Raw genomic sequence first — 19848 nt, 5'->3', positions numbered from 1 at the left:
GTCGCCTCAGAGCATGATCTGGCGGTTGACGTCCTTGTACAGCAGGTAACGGAAGTTGGACGGCCCGCCCGCGTAGCAGGCCTGCGGGCAGAAGGCGCGCAGCGAGAGGAAGTCGCCTTCCTGCACTTCGACCCAGTCCCCGTTGAGGTGATAGACGGCCTTGCCCTCGAGCATCAGCAGGCCGTGTTCCATCACGTGGGTCTCGGCGAACGGAATGGTTGCGCCGGGCTCGAATGTGACGACGTTGACGTGCATGTCGTACGCGAGGTCCTGCGGGTCGAGCATGCGTGTGGTGCGCCATTTGCCGTCGGTTCCTGGCATGGCTGACGGTTCGATGTCCTGCTCGTTGCCGAACTTGACCGACGGCGTGTGGCCGTCGATGGCCTCATAGCGCTTGCGGATCCACACGAAAGTCGCGTCAGCGTCGCCGTTGTTGTGGGCTGACCAGTCGGTCCCCGCCGGGAGGTAGGCAAAGCCGCCCTCGGTGAGTGTCTGCGACTGACCTGCCGCGTCGACGGTGAGCGCACCGGACGTGACGAACAGGAAGCTCTGCACCTCGGGTTGCGGCTCCGGTCGCTGCGCCCCGCCGCCCGGCTTGACCTCGACGATCGCCTGGTAATACGTCGTCGCACCACCGGCGACCGGCCGGTTGATGATCCATGCGCGCGTATCGGTCCACTCCGGGAACACCGAGGTGACGATGTCCGAGAGGACGCCGCGCGGGATCACCGTGTAGGCCTCGGTGACGATGGCGCGGTCGGTCAGCAGATCGGTCTGCGGGGGCAGGCCGCCGCGGGGCGTGTAGTACGACGCTTCGGTCCTTGGGGGGGTCACTGGTTGCTCCTGGTTGTGCGGCCGAGCGCGATGTCGCGCACGGTGGACATGGACAGATCGGTGGCTGTCTCGATCTCATCGACAGTGAGGGCGCCACACGCGCTACCACGGTGAATCACGTTGGCGAGCGCGCGGGCGGTAGCCGGCTCGTCCATGACGGTCGAGTCGAGTCGGTGGACGTAGTTGCGCAGGCGGGTCGCGGCCGGCGCGAAGGCGCCGCGGTAGAACGCGTACGTCGCCAGGTATCGGGTGACGAGTTGGGCGGGGTGCATATCCCAGCCCTGGTAGATACCACGCTCCAGGTGGCGCCGGACGAGGCGCGCGTGCAGCTTCCACGCCACCGCGACGTTGTCGGGGTCGCCGACCGGGAGGATGTTGGTCGAGCCGTCGGACATGTGCACGCCGGTGCCTGCGACGGCGAGTTGCATGACGTTCTTGGCGTGGTCGGCCGCTGGATGCTCCATCGACTGGTAGGCGGCGGCGATACCGAGGGACGCCGAGTAGTCGTAGGTCCCGTAGTGCAGCGAGCTGACACGGCCCTGGCCGGCGTGAATGAACTGGGCAACGGGTGCGCGGCCATCGGCGCCGAGGATCGCCTGCGGCGTTTCGACCTGTACTTCGAAGCGGATGCGGCCGGCCGGCAGTTCGTTCGCACCTTCGAGTGCGCTCGCGACCACGACCATCGCCTCGACCTGGTCGACGGATGTCACCTTGGGCAGGGTGAGGGTCAGGCCGTCCGGGAGGCCGCCGGATTCGACGAGCCCGCTGACAAACATGTCCAGCGTGCGTAGACCCCGCGCACGGGTACCTGCCTCGAAGCACTTGAAGCGGGTACCGACGAACGGCGTCGAGGTGCCGGCGTCGAGCGCGATCCGCAGTGCGGCGACCGCCTGTGCGACGTCGGCGTCCTCGGTCGCGTCGTCGAAGGTGCCGTAGCCGTCCTCGAAGTCGATGCGGAGGTCTTCGATCGGCTGGGTGGCCAGCTTGTTCTCGACCAGGACTGCGAGAGTCTCGGGTTCGCAGTCGGTTCCGCCGCTCGCGCCGACGAGTGCGGCCACGGCGTCGAGCCCGCCCGCGTCCTTCCCTGCGGCGAGGGCGGTGGCTCCCCAGTCTGCGGGCAGCGTCGCCGAGTACCGGTTACCCGGGATGTAGACGGTGTGGACCGGCTGCCGACGACCGTCGTCGCCGGGGTATCGGTTCACCAGTTGTGTGTCAGCGGCCGAGAGGCGGCGGTCGACGTCGGCAAGCACCGCATCGTCGAGGCGTCGTGTCACAGATGTGCCTCCCCTGTCTGAAAGTTCCTGTATAGACAGAATTCCACATTGTGGAGTTTAACGCGAGTGTAATCGGCGCACGATGTGCGTTTCCTCATCGAAACACTTTTTCCATATTGCGGAAATGATCTTGCGCATGTTGGATGGAACGACAGTCGTCGGTCGGGAGTGGAACGTATGGCGGAGAAGACAGGCGGCGTGCAGTCGGTAGAGCGCGCGTTCGAGTTGATGGAGTTGATCGGGCGTGCGGGAGGCGAGTGCTCGCTGACGGAGTTGTCGGCCGAGTCGCCGTTGCCGCCACCGACAATTCACCGCTTCCTGCGCACCCTGGTCGGAATCGGCTACGTGCGCCAACTACCCAATCGGCGCTATGCCCTGGGGCCGCGATTGATTCGGCTTGGCGAAGTTGCGAACCGCCAATTGGGCGCGGTCGCTGCCCCGGTACTGCAATCGCTGGTCGACGAACTGTCGGAGACGGCGAGTCTCGCGGTGCTTGACGGTGACATGGTGATCTATACCGAGCAGGTTCTCCCGTCGAAGCTGACGCGGACGAACAGTGAGGTCGGCCAGCGCGTCGGTCTGCACACATCCGGTGTGGGCAAGGCCGTTCTGGGCGAGTTGGACGATGCGCGGATTCTGAAACTGGTCACGCAGTCCGGACTTCCCGCACCGACCGAGAACAGTGCGTCCACCCTTTCTGCCGTGTTCGCGAACGTCGAGCGCGTGCGCATCGACGGCTACGCGATCGACAACGAGGAGTTCGAGATCGGCGTTCGCGCCGTCGCGATGGCAGTGCCCGGTGCCCCGACTCCGATGGCAATCGGCATCTCCGGGCCCTCGGCTCATGTCAGTGAGGAATTCATCGCCCGAGCCGTTCCCGCACTGAAGAAGGCGACAGGCGTGATCTCGGAAGCCCTGATCGGGGCGAGGGAGCGATGATGTAGACGCTGCGTCCCAGGCCTAGCGCATCCACGTCGACCTCGCCGGCGCTCCCCTGTCCACCTACCCGTCACCACCGAAAGAGCGGCGAGACGCTCACCTGACGGGCCCGCGGGCGGCCCTACACGCAGGGACGCCGGGCAAGTATGTTTCCTCAGGTGTGGGAGGAACGGGCGGGCCGATCACCGTGGGTACGCACAGTCTGGCGCGCGAACGTGGAGAGTCCCGAACGCTATTCGGTAATCGGATCCGAGTATTGGGGTTTGTCGTTCATCCGTCGTCGGGACGGAGAGTTGGCCGCGGAGCTGGATGGTCCGAGCCTGCGCAATCGGGTCGTCGACGGGCATTTGGGTGAGCGGTACTGGGGGGTTGAACTCGCCGCCTATGTCGCAATCCCAGGCGTGCCCAAGCGGGCGATCCTCGGCGAGACGGTGACCTTGCCCGTATCGGGCGGCCACGTCCTCCTCGGGGATCACCGATGGCCGGTGCCAACCTGGCCCGATCTTGAAGACTGGGTCGATCACCTGGCTGAGAACCGCGGGCTACTGGTCGACGAGGAGGTCCGCAAGGCACTGAACGGGGATCGGATCGGCGCCTCGGAACGGACTTGGCAACGCCGCTACCGTCGCACGGTCGGGCTGACCGCTCTACAGATCGATCAACTTCACCGCGCGCAGCACGGCTACTTCCTGTTGCAGACCGGACACTCGCCTGCGGAAGCGGCGGCCGGGGCCGGATTCGCCGATCAGCCGCATCTGACGCGCTCTCTGCGGTTGATCCGTGGTCAGACGCCGGCCGCGATCATTGCCGCCCAAAGGCGTAGGCAGCACTGACCCGCCTGCCGACGACACCGCGACGGTGTCGGCATCGGGAGTTGTCGTTCTGGTTCAAGCACTGGCCTGCGGTCTCGCGATCAACTAGTGGGGACGAAAGGAAACCCATGACTGCTGTCCCCGCTGCACCGGCCGGATTCTCAACGATCAACCCCTTCATCGTCACGCGTGACACCGAGGGGCTGATCCGTTTTCTGACCGATGTCTTCGACGCCGTCGCGCATCCCGACGCCCGCACCGTCGACGACGACGGGCTCCTCCTGCATGCCGAGCTTCAGATCGGTGGCAGCACTGTGATGTTCGCCGAACGGAAGCCCGGCTGGCCGTTCACCCCGGCACTCCTGCAAGTCTATGTCGACAATGTCGAGGTCGTGCTGGAGCGTGCGGCCGCCGGCAGCGCCGAGATCATCACCCGCCCAACCGAGTTCTTCGGTGAAGTCTTCTCCCGTTTCCTCGACCCCTGGCACAACCTGTGGTGGGTCTACCAACGCGGGACCGCCCCGGACAACAACCGGGGCGAGAGCTCCGCCGACACCGACTGGTCCGGAAACACGGACGATTCGGCGGCGTGGGAGCCGACTCCCGAACTCACCTACATCCACGACACACTGCTTCAGGCGCTCCCCAAAGTCCTTGACCCCCACAACTGATCGACCAGCAGAGGGGTCCAATCATGACGAACGAAGACATCAGCTATGACGACGCCGACGCTCCTTGGAACCAGGAAGCCGGCCAACATCCATCGAACTGGAACGACGACGTGATTGCCGAGTTCCGGGCGAACGCGGGCCAGGTCGGCGGTGACTACACCGGGCACCCGCTGATCCTGTTGACTACGACCGGTGCCCGTAGCGGTGCGCTCCGAGTAGTGCCTCTGGCGCCCAACTATCGCGGCGACAGGCTCTACCTCAGCTCGTTCCGGGAAGATCGGGATCCGGACTGGTTCCACAACATCCGAACGAACCCGACTGTCACTGTCGAGATCGGGACCGAGACGCGTCAGGGAACGGCGACGATCCTGGCGGGTGCCGAGTACGACGAGTTCGCCGAGTGGGTGCGGCGAAACAACCAACTGCTGGCCGAATTCCAGGCGACGATCGACCGGCCGGTGCCGCTGGTGACGATCCGCTTCGCGCCCACTCGATCCATGGGATGACAGGCAGCTCTCCCCCGCCACATCTGGAACGAGGAACTGCTGCGTGGCGGAAGGAATACGGCCGAGTCGAATAAGGCGGGATGTCGAGGAACCGCACTCGTCGAACACTAGAACGTGTTCTAATTCGGTCCATGTCCAGTTCAGCGACGGGGCACGCCGACCCCGCGTTTGCGGAAGTGAAGGCCGTCTTTGAAGCAGCCCTGGCCGACGGCGACGACCTCGGCGCCGCGGTGGCGGTATTCGTCGACGGTCGCCCGGTGGTGGACCTGTGGGGAGGCATCGCCGACAAGCGGACCGGACGTCCGTGGACGCGCGACACCGCTTGTCCGACCTTTTCCTGCACCAAGGGTGTGACCGCGACCGCCGCCCTCATGGTCGCCCAGCAATGCGGCCGCGGTGTCGACGAACCGGTGAGCTCCTGGTGGCCGGAATTCGCACAACACGACAAGCACGAGACCACACTGAGCGACCTGATGGCCCACCGAGCCGGGTTGCCCGTCTTGGAGCGCCCGGTTTCGGTGGCTCAAGCCGCGAATCCCGCGGCCATGGCCGACCTGTTGGCGGGCCAACACCCGCTCTGGCAGCCCGGGACCGAACATGGTTATCACGCTTTGTCTTTCGGCTGGCTGGTCGGCGAATTCGTGCGCCGCCACAGCGATATGACTGTCGGCGACTTCACCCGGCGCCACTTGGGCGATCGGCTGTTCATCGGCGCATCCGGTGCCGCGGTGCGCGACGTCGCCCGGGTCAGTTCGCCGACGCCCGAGCAGCGCGTCTGGAGCGCCGAGAACGCGCCGCCGATACCGGACGACACCGTCGCCGAGATGGTCACCGCGATGTCCGATCCAGAATCACTGTTTATCCGGGCATCATCGAATCCCGTTGCATCCTATAACGATCCAGAAGTACTGGCGGCGGGCTGGCCCGCGGCTGGGCTCGTCACCACCGCTCGCGATCTGTCCAAATTCTACGGCGACTTGATCAGCGGAACCCTGATCGCCTCGGGCCCTCTTCGGGAAGCGACCACAGAACGCGTACGTGGCAACGACCGGGTGCTGTGCTTGGAAAGTGCATTCGGGCTCGGCTACATGCTGCCGTCGCAGAACTTCGTGGTGCCCGAACCGGCACAACGGACTGCGTTCGGTCACCCCGGTGCCGGTGGCTCGGTGGGACTGGCCGATCTCGAACACAAGGTCGCCTTCGCGTTCGTGCCCAATCTGCGCCGCGACTGGTTGGCCGGCGATCGCCGTGCCTATCGGCTCATCGACGCGGTATACGACGCGCTGTGACGCCGCGGCGCAACTGACACGCTCGGCGCTTCGGCGAGCAACGACCCATCAAGCGCGTTGTCATCGGATTGCACCAAATCGTTCGCAATCAGCCGGTTAGAGTCGCATATGCCAAGGACTCAGCGCGAACGTAGTGAGGCGACGGTCGCCGGGTTGCTTGACGCGTGCATCGAAACCATCATCGAGGTCGGCTACGCCCGCACCTCAGCTGCCCTGATAACCAAGCGCGCTCATGTGTCCGACGGCGCCCTGTTCCGCCATTTTCCGACGATGAGGGATCTGATGGCGGCAACCCTGCGGGAGGCTGGGCGACGGCAACTGGAGTTGTACACGACCCGGATCGCGCAAATCCCTGCGGAAAGGCAAGGGCCGGAGGCAGTTCTGCTGATTCTTCGCGACATCACCCATAACCGCACGAACGGGGTCATCTACGAACTGTTGGTCGCTGCCCGGACCGACGAGAAGCTGCGGGCCCTGCTCAGAGATGAAATCGACGCGTATCAGCAGAAGATTTTCGACGCTGCGAAGTCAGTGCCGACCGACGACCTGGATTCCTCCGATGTGGAGGGCTTCGGCGCCTTGGTGACATTGCTGCTCAACGCATTCGACGGTGCCGCCATATTCCAAGGCGTGTTATCGCACAGCGATGTAATCGAGCGCCGCCGGATCACGATGCTGACGTCGTTGCTGAGTACCGCCCGGCCCGGCCGGGGGCAATGAACATCCGGACAGCGAGAAAACAACAACACGAGCCTCGTAGAGTCGGGGTGCGGCGCAGCATGATTCGGATCTCATTCCGACGGCGTGGCGGTATCGGACTCTGCCGGCTCCGTGGGCGCAGGCGCCATGGCGGATACGCCCCGCGCGGTATCCGGATCAACGCGATCTGTCCCGGCGCGATCGAGACCCCGATGGTCGCCGACATGCTCGAGGGCCAGGCCGAGGCGATGGCCGCGATCATGCAGGACCAGCCGACCGGCCGCCTGGGCACCACCGACGAGATCGCCGCCGCGGTTTTGTGGCTGTGCAGTCCCGCCGCAAGTTTCGTCATCGGCGTCGCCCTGCCCGTCGACGGCGGCTTCACCACCCACTGAGCGCAGAGATCAAGACCACGAACCCTCACGAAAGAAGAGAGCCATGACGATCCTTGACGAGACCTACACCCTGTCCAACGGTGTGGAGATCCCCAAGCTGGGGCTGGGCACCTGGTTCATCGACGACGACAAGGCTGCGCAGGCAGTCCGCGCCGCCGTCGAGATCGGTTACCGCAACATCGACACCGCCCAGGCCTACGGCAACGAACGCGGCGTCGGTGAAGGCGTCCGCACCAGCGGCACAGGGCGCGAGGAACTGTTCGTGTCTACGAAGCTGGCCGCCGAGATCAAGGTCTACGACGAGGCCGTCGCCGCCATCGACGGGTCCCTGAAGAAGCTCGGGCTCGAGTATGTCGACCTGATGCTCATCCACAGCCCGCAGCCGTGGAACGACTTCCGCGGCGGCGACTACGCCGAGGGCAACCGCCAGGCGTGGCGCGCCCTCGAGGACGCCCACAACGCGGGCAAACTCCGCGCGATCGGAGTATCGAACTTCCAGCAATCAGACTTGGACAACATCCTGTCGGGCGGCACCGTAGTCCCCCACGTGAACCAACTGCTCGTGCATGCGGGCAACACCCCGGCAGACCTCTTGGCCTACTGCAAGGACAGGAACATCCTCGTCGAAGCCTATTCGCCGATCGCACACGGGGAGATCCTCAACAACTCCGAGGTCGCGGGGATGGCCGAGAAGTACGGCGTCAGTGTGCCGCAGCTGTGCATCCGCTACACGCTGCAGTTGGACACCGTATCGCTGCCGAAGACCGCCAACCCCGATCACATGCGCGCCAACGCACAGGTCGACTTCGTCATATCGGATGCGGACATGCAGGCACTGCGAAACCTGCACGCTCAGGACTACGGCGACTCCAGCGTATTCCCCGTCTACAGCGGCAAGTAGCCAGAAGTCGCCGCTGCCTACCGATCTCCGGAATAAACCCCGCACTTGGTGAACTTGGCTCAAGGGTCGCCTTTCCCCGACCCAGGAGCATCCACATGACCCGCCCCGTTCGCGTCGCCGTGCAGATCCAGCCCGGCGGTGCCCCCGACTACCGCACGTGGCGCGAAGCCGTCCTGGCCGCCGACGACCTCGGCGTCGACGCGATCTTCGGTTACGACCACTTCCACCGCCCGGCGATGAAGGCCCTCGTCGACGGCAAGCCCGTCCTGTTCGACGAGCAGCCCGACGTCGCCAACTTCGAAGGCTGGACCGCGCTCGCATCGTGGGGTGAGATCACCTCGCACGCCGAGATCGGGCTCCTCGTCACCGGCGTCGGCTACCGCAATGCAGACCTGCTCGCCGACATGGCGCGCACCGTCGACCACATCAGCGGCGGCCGGCTCATCCTAGGCCTCGGCGCCGGATGGTACGAAAAGGACTACACCACTTACGGTTACGACTTCGGCACCTTCGGTTCCCGCTTCGATCTGTTCGACGAGAGCCTGATACGCATCGAGAACCGGCTCGCCGCACTGATCCCACCGCCCGTGCGCAAGGTACCGATCCTCATCGGCGGTACGGGACCCAAGCGCTCGCTGCCCGCCGTAGCCAGGCACGCCGACATCTGGCACGCATTCCAGGACCTTGACGCGTTCCGCAGGTCCAGCGACCGCGTCGATGAGTTGGCAGCGACGTTCGGCCGCAACGGCGCTGATATCGAACGCTCGACGCTGTGGCAGGACGCCGACAGCGCCGATGCCTTCCGCGAAGCCGGCGTCACGTTGTTCCAGACCGAACTCACCTCCGACAACGGATACGACCTGGCGTCTCTGAAGCAGGTGATCACCTGGCGGGACAACGGGTGATCACAGCCCCTCGACATCTACTACGGAGCGTCGTAGATTGAGGGGATGAGGGTGGGGGTCATCGGTGGTGGTTTTGCAGGACTGGCGGCGGCGATCGCATTTCGGCAAACCGGTCACGACGTCAGTGTTTTCGAGAGAGCTTCCGGGCCGTCCCTCGCCGGCGGCGCCATCTCGCTTGCCCAAAATGCGCTCACGTGTTTGTCGATTCTCGGTGTTCGGGCGCATGTCGTGACGGAACCGTGGTCACGCACACCCGCCACGGTCCGGACCTCGGATGGCAGTGTTCTAATCCGACGAACGCTTGCGCAGCTCACCGGTGGAGACCAGTACGCGACGGTCCCGCGTGGTCAGCTGCTCACCTGGCTGACTCAAAGACTTCCCCCGGATTGCCTCCACTACTCCAGCACCGTTGTCGACGTGCGCACGGACGGTGTCGTCGCCGTTGGCGGGAGGGAACGCTGTTTCGATTTGGTCATCGGCGCGGACGGAACACGGGGCAATGCCAGAAAATCGCTGTGGCCGGATGCGCCACCGCCGCACTCCACCGGCATCACCGGGTGGGCCTGGATCGTCGACCGAGAACTCGACACCGGATTCGGGCCAATCTGGGGGCGCACCACAGATTTTGGGATCTTGCCCCTCGCCGATGGCCGTACCTACATCTACGGCGGAACCCGCGACCACGGAGCCCAACTACACGCCTTCCGTCATTGGCCGGCCCCACTTCCAACGCTCATCGACGCCGGCGACCCCCGCCACATTGCCACTCCGGAGATTTTCGAAGCCCGACCGCCCCGCCAGCTCGTGCGCGGCAAAGTCGCGTTGATCGGCGATGCCGCTCACACGATGCGTCCCACGTTCGGTCAAGGTGCAGCGCTGGCGATGGAGGACGCCATCACCCTTGCCCGCTGTGGCCCCGTGGGTCTGGCCAAACGCCGGTCACGCATGCTGGCGCTGTACACCGCCTCAAAGGCTGGATCGTATTTCGCGGCGCCACGCCTTCGCAGTGCGGAAACTGCCCGCAATCTGACTTTGAGGCTTACACCCAGTCCCCTCTTCGGTGTCATGGCGGGGACGGTCAGCCACTGGCGACCTCCCGCCGGCATCGCCGGGCATCACGCTCAGGACGGATCCGCGTGAAGTCACCATTTGCCTGATTGTCAGGCGCGCCGGTACGCCGTGCACGGAATCGCTGGACAATAATCACGACTCGTGAGCGATGAAGCATCGACCCAGGTCGGACCGCCGCCCAACCTGGCCGCCGGCATTGTCAAAGCGCTGCGACCTCGGCAATGGATCAAAAACGTCCTGGTGGTGGCAGCACCGTTGGCGACTCTCGGCGGCGATGTCCACTACGACTACCGAGATCTCTTCTTCAAGGTAGGCATTGCGTTTGTGGCGTTCAGCTTGGCCGCCTCCTCGATCTATCTCGTCAACGACGCGCGCGATGTGGATGCCGACCGCCAGCATCCCACCAAGCGCTTCCGGCCTATCGCTGCCGGAGTGGTCTCCCCTGTCCTCGCTTATGGATTGGCGATCGCGCTCGCCGCGAGCACGCTGGCGATCTCGGCGATGATTGCACCATCCCTCGCACTCGTGATCGCCGTATATCTGGCGATCCAGCTCGGCTACTGCTTCGGCCTCAAACATCAAGCCGTGCTCGATATCTGCATCGTCTCCTCGGCCTACCTGATGAGAGCGATTGCCGGCGGTGCGGCGACCGGCATCCCGCTGTCGCAGTGGTTCTTGTTGGTGATGGCGTTCGCATCGCTGTTCATGGTGGCCGGCAAGCGCTATGCCGAACTGCAGCTCGCTGAGCGGACCGGCGCGAAGATACGCAAGTCGCTGGAGAGCTATACCAGCACATACCTGCGGTTCGTGTGGACGATGTCCGCCACGGCTGTCGTTGTGTGCTACGGACTTTGGGCATTCGAGCGGGACGGCCATTCCGCGTCGTGGTTCGCCGTCTCAATGGTCCCGATCACGATCGCAGTCCTGCGCTATGCCGTCGACGTCGACGGCGGCATAGCCGGCGAGCCGGAAGATATCGTTCTGAAAGACCGCGTGCTGCAGGTACTCGGCCTCGCATGGATCGCGATCATGTGTGCTGCAATCGCTGCAGCTTGAGTTGTTGACTCTTGCCCGACACCTCCGGAGATTAGGAACGATGGCGGGATGAGCCCAGTCGCCGAATTCGACTTCATCATCGTGGGAGCAGGCAGCGCAGGCTGCCTGCTCGCCAATCGACTCAGCGCCAACCCCGACCACCGCGTGCTCCTAATAGAGGCCGGTGGCAACGACAACTGGTTCTGGATCAAGGTGCCGGTGGGCTACCTCTACACAATCGCGAACCCCCGCACCGACTGGTGCTTCACCACCGAGGCCGATCCAGGTCTGGCCGGCCGCAGCATTCACTACGCACGGGGCCGAGTGATCGGAGGCTGTTCGTCGATCAACGCCATGATCCACATGCGCGGACAGGCCAGCGATTACGACCTGTGGGCACAGGCCACCGGCGATGACCGATGGCGCTGGGGCGGCCCGGACAGTCCTGGCGAGACACTGGCGATCTACAAGAAGTTGGAAGACTACTTCGGCGGAGCCGACGAGTGGCACGGCACCGGCGGTGAGATCCCCGTCGAGCGGCCGCGGGTGCGCTGGAAGATCCTCGACGCCTGGCAGGCCGCCGCTGCCCAGGTCGGCATCGCCCCGATCGACGAGTTCAACCGGGGCGACAACTCCGGCAGCGCGTACTTTCACGTCAACCAACGGCGCGGACGGCGCTGGTCGATGGCCGACGCCTTCCTCCATCCTGTCGCCCATCGACCGAATCTCACCGTCTACACCCAGACGCAGGCCCTGCAACTGCTGATGGATGACCAGGTCGATGAGACTCAGCGTCACGGTGCGTGGACCACGGCTGCGCACCGCGTGACTGGCCTGCGGTTGCTCAAGGACGGCCAGATCATCAACGTCAAGGCCCGTCGGGAGGTAGTCCTGAGCGCCGGCGCGATCGGCTCGCCGCAGCTCATGCAGGCCTCAGGTCTCGGCCCGGCCGGGCTACTCTCCCAGCACCACGTGCCGGTGGCAGTCGACCTGCCGGGAGTGGGTGAAAACCTCCAGGACCACCTGCAGCTGCGAACCGTCTACCGCATCCAGGGCGCCCAGACCGTCAATACGCTGTACCGAAATTGGATCACCCGCGGCGGCATGGGACTTCAGTACCTGGCGCTGCGATCAGGACCCATGACCATGCCGCCCTCCACCCTCGGGGCATTCGCCAAAAGTGATCCGGCGCTGGCCAGTCCGGATCTGGAGTGGCATGTACAGCCCCTGTCCTTGCCCAAGTTCGGTGACCCCCTGCACCCCTTCGGAGCCATCACTCCCTCGGTCTGCAACCTGCGACCAAGCTCGCGCGGTCATGTGCGCATTGCCGATGCAGATCCGCTGACCTACCCGAAGATCTCCTGCAACTACCTGTCCACCGACGCCGATCGTGAAATCGCCGTGCGCGGCCTCCGGATGACCCGGGAGATCATGGCGGCACCTGCCCTGGCCCGCTACCACCCAGAAGAGTTGCTGCCCGGTCCGCAACTGGTGAGCGACGACGACCTGCAGACGGCGGCCGGCGAACTCGGCACCACGATCTTCCACCCAGTGGGCACGTGCACGATGGGAGCCTTTGACGCACAAGGACTTCCGCGGTCGTCCGCCACGGTGCTCGACACCGACTGCCGCGTGTACCGCGTCGCCGGTCTTCGAGTGGTCGATGCTTCGGCGATGCCCACCATCACGTCCGGGAACACCAACGCGCCGGTCATGCTGATCGCCGAGCGTGCTGCGCGGGCCATCCTGGGCTGAGGTGACTACACACCGCCCGCGGGGATGGGTGCGGACTTCGCACTGGTCGGTGCCGGATCTGGTCGACCGTCGGCGGGTGGCCATGCATGTAGGTAGCGTCGGTGGAAACAGGCGAATTGGAGGTGGCCAGAACAGGAAGGACGTGAGCAAATGAGCTCGTTCGACAGAGTTCGGGTCCGTGGCGCGCGCGAGCACAATCTGCGAGACGTCGATGTGGATGTCCCGCGCGATGCTCTCGTAGCATTCACCGGTGTGTCCGGCTCGGGCAAATCCTCCCTGACCTTCGGCACACTGTTCGCCGAGTCCCAGCGGCGGTACCTGGAATCCGTTGCGCCGTATGCCCGTCGCCTGATCGACCAGGTGGGCGTTCCGGATGTCGACTCGATTGAAGGGATGCCGCCCGCGGTCGCGCTGCGTCAGCAGCGAGGTGCCACCAGCACACGGTCGTCCGTCGGCAGCGTGACGACGCTGTCCAGCCTGATCCGCATGCTGTACTCGCGTGCGGGCAATTATCCGGCGAAGCAGCCGATGCTCTACGCAGAAGACTTCTCCCCCAACACGCCCCAGGGCGCCTGTCCCACCTGTCATGGCATGGGCCGCGTATACGAGGTGACCGAAGCACTGATGGTGCCGGACCCGACACTGACGATCCGTGAGCGCGCAATCGCCTCGTGGCCACCCGCCTGGTACGGCCAGAACCTGCGGGACATCCTGGTCTCGCTCGGTTACGACGTCGACGTCCCCTGGGAAAAGCTGCCGCGCAAAGACCGCGATTGGATCCTGTTCACCGAAGACCGCCCGACGGTGCCGGTCTACGCCGGGCTCACCCCGGCGCAAACCCGCCGTGCCATCAAGGACGACTGGGAACCCAGCTACCAGGGCACCTTCATCGGTGCTCGCCGGTACGTTCTGGATACTTTCGCCACCACCAAAAGCGCCGGCGTCAAGAAGCGCGTCTCGCAGTTCGTCGGAAGTGGACCATGCCCAGCGTGCCACGGAAAGCGGTTGAAACCTGAGGCGCTCTCGGTGACCTTCGAGGGTCTCGACATCGCCGCGCTGTCACGGCTCACGTTGGACCAACTCGCTGAACTCTGCAGCACGGTGCTCGGCCCGGACTGGGCGCCCGAGGTGTCCCGTGAGGTACTCGACAAGAAGACACGAAGGTCGGCGGTCAAGGCCCGGGTGGAAGCTGGAGGGTCCGCCCATGCCGCGGCGCCAGATGTTCGGCAGACACCCAACATGTCAGCCGAGAAACGTGCCGCCGCACAGCGATTGGTGGACGATCTGCAGGAGCGACTGCAACCGCTGATCAATTTGGGGCTCGGATATTTATCTCTCGCACGCAGCACCCCGACGCTTTCGGGAGGAGAGCTGCAGCGCGTCCGGCTGGCGACACAGCTGTCGTCTCAGCTGTTCGGAGTCGTGTACGTGTTGGACGAACCATCGGCCGGTCTGCACCCTCGCGACCGCGACGCGTTGCGCGACATCTTGCAGGGGCTCAAACGCAGCGGCAACAGCGTCTTCGTGGTCGAGCACTCACTCGATATCATCGCCGCCGCAGACTGGCTGGTCGATATCGGGCCGGGTGCGGGAGTGGACGGCGGTCAGATCCTCTACAGCGGGCCGCCGGCCGGTCTGGCCAAAGTCACTGAATCCGTCACGCGTCGTTACTTGTTCGGTAAGGGCGCACAGACCGGTCCGCGCACCCCACGGGATCGGAGCGACTGGCTGGAACTCGCCGACGTGCGGCGCAACAACCTGCACGATGTTTCCGTGTCGGTCCCCTTACGGTGTCTCACCGCAGTTACGGGAGTATCCGGATCGGGTAAGTCAAGCCTCGTCGCACACGCACTCGCCGAAATCGTCGGCGATCACCTGGGCCGCCCCGTCCGCTTCGACGACGTGGGTGACGACGACCTGCTCGCCGAGGCCACTCCTCCCGCCTCGGGAAAGGTGGTCGGCGACCCCCACGGCATCCGCAGAGTCGTGTGCATCGACCAGAAACCGATCGGCCGCACGCCGCGATCCAATGTCGCTACCTACACAGGAGTGTTCGACCACATCCGGCGAAGGTTCGCCGAGACTCCGCAGGCCCAGGCCCGGGGCTACAAGCCCGGGCGGTTCTCCTTCAACGTCGCCGGCGGACGCTGCCCAACCTGCGAAGGCGAGGGGTGGGTGATGGTCGAACTGCTGTTCCTCCCAAGTGTTTACAGCCCGTGCCCGAACTGCCATGGAACCCGGTACAACGCAGAGACTCTCGAAATCCGATGGCACGACCACAACATCGCCGAGGTGCTCGAGCTCAGCGTTTCGTCGGCCCGAGGGTTTTTCGACGGCGAGGCGGACATACTTCGAGCTATCGAGGCACTTTGCGACGTCGGGCTCGGCTATCTACGACTCGGACATCCAGCCACCGAACTGTCCGGGGGCGAGGCGCAACGCGTCAAGCTCGCCGGTGAACTGCAGCGTGCGCACCGGGGCGACACCCTCTACCTGCTCGACGAGCCCACTGCAGGACTCCACCCCGCCGACACCGACCGGCTGCTCGCACACCTGCACCGGCTCGTCGATGCGGGCAACACCGTGGTTGCCGCCGAACTGGATATGCGCGTAGTCGCACAGGCTGACTACGTCGTCGACATGGGTCCCGGCGCCGGCGCTGCCGGTGGCCGGATCATCGCCACGGGCACGCCTGCTGAGATTGCGGAGTGCTCGGACAGCGCTACTGCGCCCTACCTGGCCGCTGCGCTCACGCCCTGAGCAATCCGCTCGGTCCTGCGTTCGCCCGTTCACCCAAGATGCGAGCAGATCTCGTGATTCGTCGCGATGAGTTCTGTCCCCCGGTGCAGTCTGATCTGCATGGGCAGACTCATCTATGGCTTCAACGTGTCGCTGGACGGTTACATCGCCGACGCACAGGGCAACATCGACTGGTCCGAGCCGAGCGAGGAATTGCACCAATACTGGAACGACTTCGAGCGGGAGACCGCCCTGTCGATCTACGGGCGGCGGCTCTACGAACTGATGTCCGCATACTGGCCGACCGCCGACAAAGCTCCGGACGCCACGCCTCTGATCGTTGACTTCGCCCACGTCTGGCGTGACATGCCCAAGGTCGTGTTCTCGCGCACTCTGGAGTCCGTCGACTGGAACTCCCGACTGGAACGCGGCGACCCGGTCGAGGTCGTGACGAGATTGAAGGCCGAGACCGAAGGACAGATGGAGGTGGCCGGCGCGACGTTGGCCGCACCGATCGTGCAGGCCGGACTGGTGGATGAGTACCGGATCGTGATCGCGCCCACCGCCGTCGGCGGCGGTACACCGTTCTTCCCGACACTGCCGTCATGGATCTCGCTGCGACTGCTGGAGAACCGCACCTTCCCGGGCGGCACTGTCCTGTTGCGCTATGAGACGAAACGCAACTGATCTCGTCGTCGCGTTACTCCGCGTTCTGCCCGAGCAGCGAAAAGAACGTGTATGACGGGTCATCTGGTCCCGGACTACCGGAGGGAGCGGCGCGCGTCATCGGATGGCTCATGTCGACGGTCGACGGATTGTGCACATGCGCCCAATCGGTAACGATCTGCCGGGCGGTGAATTTCCATGCACCATCGCGCTTTTCATACTTGTCCAGATACCGCCCACCGATGATGAGCTCGGTTTCGCCGTCGCCCGAGACGAACGTGTGGGTGGCGATGCTGTAGATCTCCCCCTCCGCGCGGTCGCCGCTGATCGCGAAGTTCGCGGTGGTGATGTGGTGTTGCATCGACCGGAGATACGGACGGGTGTCAACGAGCGTGCGCAGGAAATCATCCACGGACCCCGAGGAGAAGGCGCCGTGGTCGTCGTCCGCGTCCTGGTGGTACAGGCTCCGGAGCGTGACGATGTCCCCGCGATCGACGGCCCGGCAGTACCCGTGCACCAGCTTGCGCAATGCGAATTCGTCGAGCATCTCCTGCACGAGCGGATCCGGCGTGGCAGACGACATCTCTACAGGCCGGAGGGTACGACCTTGTCGTTGACCGTCACCTTGACTTCACCGGTCTTCGCGTCGTACTCGACCTTGCCGTGCTCGAACGTCGACACCAGCAGATCGCCGTCGGCGTTCTCGTCGCTGGTGGGGACACCCAACGGGCCTGCCGAGCCGTTGTCGCCGGTGACCGCCGGCACGCCGGCCGGGTCGCGTGGGACATTCCAGGCTTCCCGGATCTTGCCCGAGGTGATGTAGGCGGGCGTGCCCGCCTCGTCATTCTTGGCGACGATCACCCCGCCCTGGAACTGCTGGAACACCACGCCGCTGTCCCGGGTGCCCGCATTACGGTCACCCGTCAGCGGCTTGCCGAGGAGTTCCTTCTGTTTGTCGGTGGCCGACGCGTATTTGGCAGCGATCGGGCCGGTAAGCGTCACCGCGACGTCTCTCTCACCGATGAGCTTCACCGGTGCGGTCTGCGCCGGGTTTTGAACCGTGGAGGTGGAGATCAATCCGACCTGAGGCGACATCGATGCGTCGACGCTCTTGTCGTTGCTGCAGCCCGCGGTGATCAGCGCGACTGCTGCCAGCCCGGCAAGTGCCGCGTGGCGGTATGCGCTCGTCCTCATGGGTTTCCTCTCGCGTGTACCTGCGGTGTGGGTCAAGTTACAGCTGAACCCTCGTCCGGCCGGGACTATAACCCAACCACTTGAGTGGCGCAGGCGATCGCAGCCTCACGCCACCGTTCGACGGCGTAGCGGCACAGCCCCTAGATAACTTCTGCGCGAATAGAACTCAATGAGCTTTTCCTCGCTGCGGATAGCGTGACCGGGCACTCCTACCGAATCCGACGTCGCAGCTCGATCCCGGATTTCAACCACGAGAGGCGCGTTGACACACATGTTGAATCGTTTCGCCACGCTGGCCGCTGTCTGCGTGTTGGCCCCGGTCGCGTTGGCGCCCTTCGCTGCGGCCGACCCGCCACCGCCGCCGCCGGACCCCGCGGCTGTCGACGCCGGCCCACCGCCGGGCAACGGCCTGGTCGCATCCGCCGAGCCGGGCGTGGTCACCACACCGGACGGCTGGAAGCTCACGGTCTCGGCCAAAGACGAGAGCCAGCTGCCGATCGCACCGCTGACCACCGCCGCGTCGTCGCGCGAATACCTCGTTGCCGGCACGTTCACCGGCACCGTCACCGGCGGCGGATCCACCTCGCTGACCGGCGGCACGCTGGACACCGGCTACCAGATCGGCTGCGGTATCGAACTGGGACAGGTCCGGTTGGTCGGTTCGATCGGTCTGAGCACGTCAGGCTCGACGCTGGCCGGCATCATCCCGACCGGTGTGAGCATGCCGATGTCGGGCACCGTGGAGATCCACCCCAAGCCCGGAACCGTCACCAACGTCTCGGTGAACAAGAAGTCGTTCAAGGCAGCGCCGGTACGGGTCACCCTCAAGGACGTCCACATCAAGGTGGACGGCTGCGTGGGCCAGTCCTTCCTGCGCTCGTACGCGACCCTCACCAGCTCCACCACCGACACCGACGATGTGATCGCTTACTACGGCATCACCAAGTCGGTCTGACGGGTTTTGCCCGAAAGGTCAGGTGACCGGTTGCAGCGCGGGGCCGGCGGCCTGACTGTACAAGTCAGCCGCCGCACTCAACGCGGCCTTGATGGTGTTGTAGTAGTGCGTTCCCACGCCGCCGCCGCGGTACTTGAACAGCTGCGGGTTCTGCGCCAGCGTGGCCGCCAGCACACTGTCACCGTTGATGGCGTACTTCTTGGACGCTTCGGAGAACCGGGCGATGAACCGGGCGATCGCCTTGTTGGGGTCCTGACGCTCGGCGACGGTGCCGAAACTGGCTTTCTCCTGGAACAGGCCGATGACTTCATCAGCCGCGCCCCCTGAGCTGCCATACGCCTGCACACCGCCGGACACGCTCGGGCGGAACGTGGACTCGATCTTCGCAGTGGCGATGACGGTCTTGATCTGATCTTCGCTCAGCCTGGCAGCGTGACCCTGGCTCACGATGGCCTTGACGATCTCCTGCGCGCTGGAGTCTTTGGTGACCACCACCACCGGTGGGGTGGGGACGACGGCTGCGGCGTTCTTGGTGACCGGGTCCACCGCCGGCGGTTGCTCAACCGCGACCACGGCGTGCCGGTGCGTCGGAGCAGAAAGCAGAGTGGCGCCGCCGAGCCCGGTAACGACCAGAGCGGTGGTGATGATTTTCCGTACGTGGTTCTGTTTTCCGAACGTCTCGGTTGGTCCGCCGAACTTCGGCATGGTCGTACTCTCTTCTGTCAGCTGTGAAAATTTGTGGAGCCGTGTCCGACACGCCCGCCCCGTCCCACCGCCATTCAGGCGCCAGAAGACAGGGATGGACCGTGCACCGGTCACTCTGGGGCTTCCACGCGCCGATCCGACCAAATGCACGCGACTAAGAATTTGCTATGCGCGATTCGGCCGGGGCGACGCAAGAGTCAGCCCGCCGCCGACACGTCACATTTATGGCAACTACCACCCTTATTGCCACAATGTGACTGGCGTCACTCTACCTGGCACTACAGAGGTGTAGTAATTAGCGGAGAACTGTATTAGAACATCCGAAATCTGGCAAAACGCCAGTACAGGTTGACCCTGACCGCAGCCAAAGGACGCCTCATCGATGATCGGCTTTCCGTTTGCCGAGGCTCATCCTGGCGCGTTATTTATCCGCCGCTAGACATCCCAGGACCGCAAGTTGTCAAGCGGCCTCGGTGTCCCGGGTGGTGTGACGGTGTGCCCAG

The 19848-nt window shown here is 64.7% G+C and carries 20 protein-coding genes; 15 read left to right on the top strand and 5 right to left on the bottom strand.

Features of this window, described 5'->3' with window-relative positions; all coding sequences use genetic code 11:
* Positions 1-6: 6 nt before the first annotated feature.
* Positions 7-834, bottom strand: coding sequence for a bifunctional allantoicase/(S)-ureidoglycine aminohydrolase (locus tag AC4LGL_RS18525; RefSeq protein WP_491840056.1), 828 nt, complete (start codon positions 832-834; stop codon positions 7-9).
* The gene (locus tag AC4LGL_RS18520; RefSeq protein WP_491840055.1) at positions 831-2108 is read right to left on the bottom strand and encodes a DUF6986 family protein; all 1278 of its coding nucleotides are present in this window, start codon (positions 2106-2108) and stop codon (positions 831-833) included. Before AC4LGL_RS18520 ends, AC4LGL_RS18525 begins: the two co-directional genes overlap by 4 nt.
* Before the next feature lie 177 nt (positions 2109-2285).
* Here AC4LGL_RS18520 and AC4LGL_RS18515 point away from each other — a divergent pair, with 177 nt between their 5' ends.
* The 14 genes from AC4LGL_RS18515 to AC4LGL_RS18450 all read left to right on the top strand — a co-directional run bounded on the left by AC4LGL_RS18515 (position 2286) and on the right by AC4LGL_RS18450 (position 16512).
* Positions 2286-3047 carry an IclR family transcriptional regulator gene (locus AC4LGL_RS18515; protein ID WP_491840054.1) on the top strand — a complete coding sequence of 254 codons (762 nt, stop codon included), beginning with the start codon at positions 2286-2288 and terminating at the stop codon, positions 3045-3047.
* 215 nt (positions 3048-3262) lie between these two features.
* On the top strand, positions 3263-3880 hold the full coding sequence (locus AC4LGL_RS18510; RefSeq protein ID WP_491840053.1) for a helix-turn-helix domain-containing protein: 618 nt from the start codon (positions 3263-3265) through the stop codon (positions 3878-3880).
* Between the two features lie 107 nt (positions 3881-3987).
* Positions 3988-4530, top strand: coding sequence for a VOC family protein (locus AC4LGL_RS18505; RefSeq protein ID WP_491840052.1), 543 nt, complete (start codon positions 3988-3990; stop codon positions 4528-4530).
* A gap of 23 nt (positions 4531-4553) precedes the next feature.
* A complete protein-coding gene (locus AC4LGL_RS18500; RefSeq protein WP_491840051.1) occupies positions 4554-5036 on the top strand; it encodes a nitroreductase/quinone reductase family protein in 483 nt (160 codons plus the stop codon).
* A gap of 131 nt (positions 5037-5167) precedes the next feature.
* Positions 5168-6325: a serine hydrolase domain-containing protein gene (locus tag AC4LGL_RS18495; RefSeq protein WP_491840050.1), complete on the top strand. Its 1158-nt coding sequence runs from the start codon at positions 5168-5170 to the stop codon at positions 6323-6325.
* A 108-nt stretch (positions 6326-6433) separates the two neighbouring features.
* The gene (locus AC4LGL_RS18490) at positions 6434-7045 is read left to right on the top strand and encodes a TetR/AcrR family transcriptional regulator (RefSeq protein ID WP_491840069.1); all 612 of its coding nucleotides are present in this window, start codon (positions 6434-6436) and stop codon (positions 7043-7045) included.
* 59 nt (positions 7046-7104) lie between these two features.
* Positions 7105-7419 carry an SDR family NAD(P)-dependent oxidoreductase gene (locus AC4LGL_RS18485; protein WP_491840049.1) on the top strand — a complete coding sequence of 105 codons (315 nt, stop codon included), beginning with the start codon at positions 7105-7107 and terminating at the stop codon, positions 7417-7419.
* Between the two features lie 43 nt (positions 7420-7462).
* A complete protein-coding gene (locus AC4LGL_RS18480; protein WP_491840048.1) occupies positions 7463-8320 on the top strand; it encodes an aldo/keto reductase in 858 nt (285 codons plus the stop codon).
* 95 nt (positions 8321-8415) lie between these two features.
* Entirely contained in the window at positions 8416-9225 is an 810-nt protein-coding gene (locus AC4LGL_RS18475) for an LLM class F420-dependent oxidoreductase (protein ID WP_491840047.1), read from the top strand.
* 45 nt (positions 9226-9270) lie between these two features.
* Positions 9271-10365 carry an FAD-dependent monooxygenase gene (locus tag AC4LGL_RS18470; protein WP_491840046.1) on the top strand — a complete coding sequence of 365 codons (1095 nt, stop codon included), beginning with the start codon at positions 9271-9273 and terminating at the stop codon, positions 10363-10365.
* A 72-nt stretch (positions 10366-10437) separates the two neighbouring features.
* Positions 10438-11352: a decaprenyl-phosphate phosphoribosyltransferase gene (locus AC4LGL_RS18465; RefSeq protein ID WP_491840045.1), complete on the top strand. Its 915-nt coding sequence runs from the start codon at positions 10438-10440 to the stop codon at positions 11350-11352.
* 48 nt (positions 11353-11400) lie between these two features.
* A complete protein-coding gene (locus AC4LGL_RS18460) occupies positions 11401-13086 on the top strand; it encodes a GMC family oxidoreductase (RefSeq protein WP_491840044.1) in 1686 nt (561 codons plus the stop codon).
* Between the two features lie 150 nt (positions 13087-13236).
* Positions 13237-15846 carry an excinuclease ABC subunit UvrA gene (locus AC4LGL_RS18455; RefSeq protein WP_491840043.1) on the top strand — a complete coding sequence of 870 codons (2610 nt, stop codon included), beginning with the start codon at positions 13237-13239 and terminating at the stop codon, positions 15844-15846.
* A 99-nt stretch (positions 15847-15945) separates the two neighbouring features.
* Complete coding sequence (locus AC4LGL_RS18450; protein WP_491840042.1) at positions 15946-16512, top strand: dihydrofolate reductase family protein; 567 nt, start codon at positions 15946-15948, stop codon at positions 16510-16512.
* 13 nt (positions 16513-16525) lie between these two features.
* Here AC4LGL_RS18450 and AC4LGL_RS18445 read toward each other — a convergent pair whose 3' ends face one another.
* Positions 16526-17074 (bottom strand): nuclear transport factor 2 family protein, encoded by a 549-nt coding sequence (locus AC4LGL_RS18445; protein WP_491840041.1) that lies wholly within the window; start codon positions 17072-17074, stop codon positions 16526-16528.
* A 2-nt stretch (positions 17075-17076) separates the two neighbouring features.
* The gene (locus AC4LGL_RS18440; RefSeq protein WP_491840040.1) at positions 17077-17685 is read right to left on the bottom strand and encodes an LGFP repeat-containing protein; all 609 of its coding nucleotides are present in this window, start codon (positions 17683-17685) and stop codon (positions 17077-17079) included.
* 271 nt (positions 17686-17956) lie between these two features.
* Between AC4LGL_RS18440 and AC4LGL_RS18435 the strand changes: the two genes are divergently transcribed.
* Positions 17957-18640, top strand: coding sequence for an MspA family porin (locus AC4LGL_RS18435; RefSeq protein ID WP_491840039.1), 684 nt, complete (start codon positions 17957-17959; stop codon positions 18638-18640).
* 18 nt (positions 18641-18658) lie between these two features.
* Here the strand turns inward: AC4LGL_RS18435 and AC4LGL_RS18430 are convergent, their stop codons facing one another.
* Complete coding sequence (locus AC4LGL_RS18430) at positions 18659-19345, bottom strand: hypothetical protein (protein ID WP_491840038.1); 687 nt, start codon at positions 19343-19345, stop codon at positions 18659-18661.
* Positions 19346-19848 lie beyond the last annotated feature (503 nt).

Source organism: Mycolicibacterium arcueilense (genome assembly GCF_058536225.1).
This window is presented reverse-complemented; position numbering and strand designations above follow the sequence as displayed.

Coding starts and splice junctions, on each gene's coding strand:
- AC4LGL_RS18515 (WP_491840054.1), top strand. CDS start 2,286: ATGGCGGAGAAGACAGGCGGCGTGCAGTCGGTAGAGCGCGCGTTCGAG.
- AC4LGL_RS18505 (WP_491840052.1), top strand. CDS start 3,988: ATGACTGCTGTCCCCGCTGCACCGGCCGGATTCTCAACGATCAACCCC.
- AC4LGL_RS18500 (WP_491840051.1), top strand. CDS start 4,554: ATGACGAACGAAGACATCAGCTATGACGACGCCGACGCTCCTTGGAAC.
- AC4LGL_RS18495 (WP_491840050.1), top strand. CDS start 5,168: ATGTCCAGTTCAGCGACGGGGCACGCCGACCCCGCGTTTGCGGAAGTG.
- AC4LGL_RS18490 (WP_491840069.1), top strand. CDS start 6,434: ATGCCAAGGACTCAGCGCGAACGTAGTGAGGCGACGGTCGCCGGGTTG.
- AC4LGL_RS18485 (WP_491840049.1), top strand. CDS start 7,105: ATGATTCGGATCTCATTCCGACGGCGTGGCGGTATCGGACTCTGCCGG.
- AC4LGL_RS18480 (WP_491840048.1), top strand. CDS start 7,463: ATGACGATCCTTGACGAGACCTACACCCTGTCCAACGGTGTGGAGATC.
- AC4LGL_RS18475 (WP_491840047.1), top strand. CDS start 8,416: ATGACCCGCCCCGTTCGCGTCGCCGTGCAGATCCAGCCCGGCGGTGCC.
- AC4LGL_RS18470 (WP_491840046.1), top strand. CDS start 9,271: ATGAGGGTGGGGGTCATCGGTGGTGGTTTTGCAGGACTGGCGGCGGCG.
- AC4LGL_RS18460 (WP_491840044.1), top strand. CDS start 11,401: ATGAGCCCAGTCGCCGAATTCGACTTCATCATCGTGGGAGCAGGCAGC.
- AC4LGL_RS18455 (WP_491840043.1), top strand. CDS start 13,237: ATGAGCTCGTTCGACAGAGTTCGGGTCCGTGGCGCGCGCGAGCACAAT.
- AC4LGL_RS18450 (WP_491840042.1), top strand. CDS start 15,946: ATGGGCAGACTCATCTATGGCTTCAACGTGTCGCTGGACGGTTACATC.
- AC4LGL_RS18445 (WP_491840041.1), bottom strand. CDS start 17,074: ATGTCGTCTGCCACGCCGGATCCGCTCGTGCAGGAGATGCTCGACGAA.
- AC4LGL_RS18440 (WP_491840040.1), bottom strand. CDS start 17,685: ATGAGGACGAGCGCATACCGCCACGCGGCACTTGCCGGGCTGGCAGCA.
- AC4LGL_RS18435 (WP_491840039.1), top strand. CDS start 17,957: ATGTTGAATCGTTTCGCCACGCTGGCCGCTGTCTGCGTGTTGGCCCCG.
- AC4LGL_RS18430 (WP_491840038.1), bottom strand. CDS start 19,345: ATGCCGAAGTTCGGCGGACCAACCGAGACGTTCGGAAAACAGAACCAC.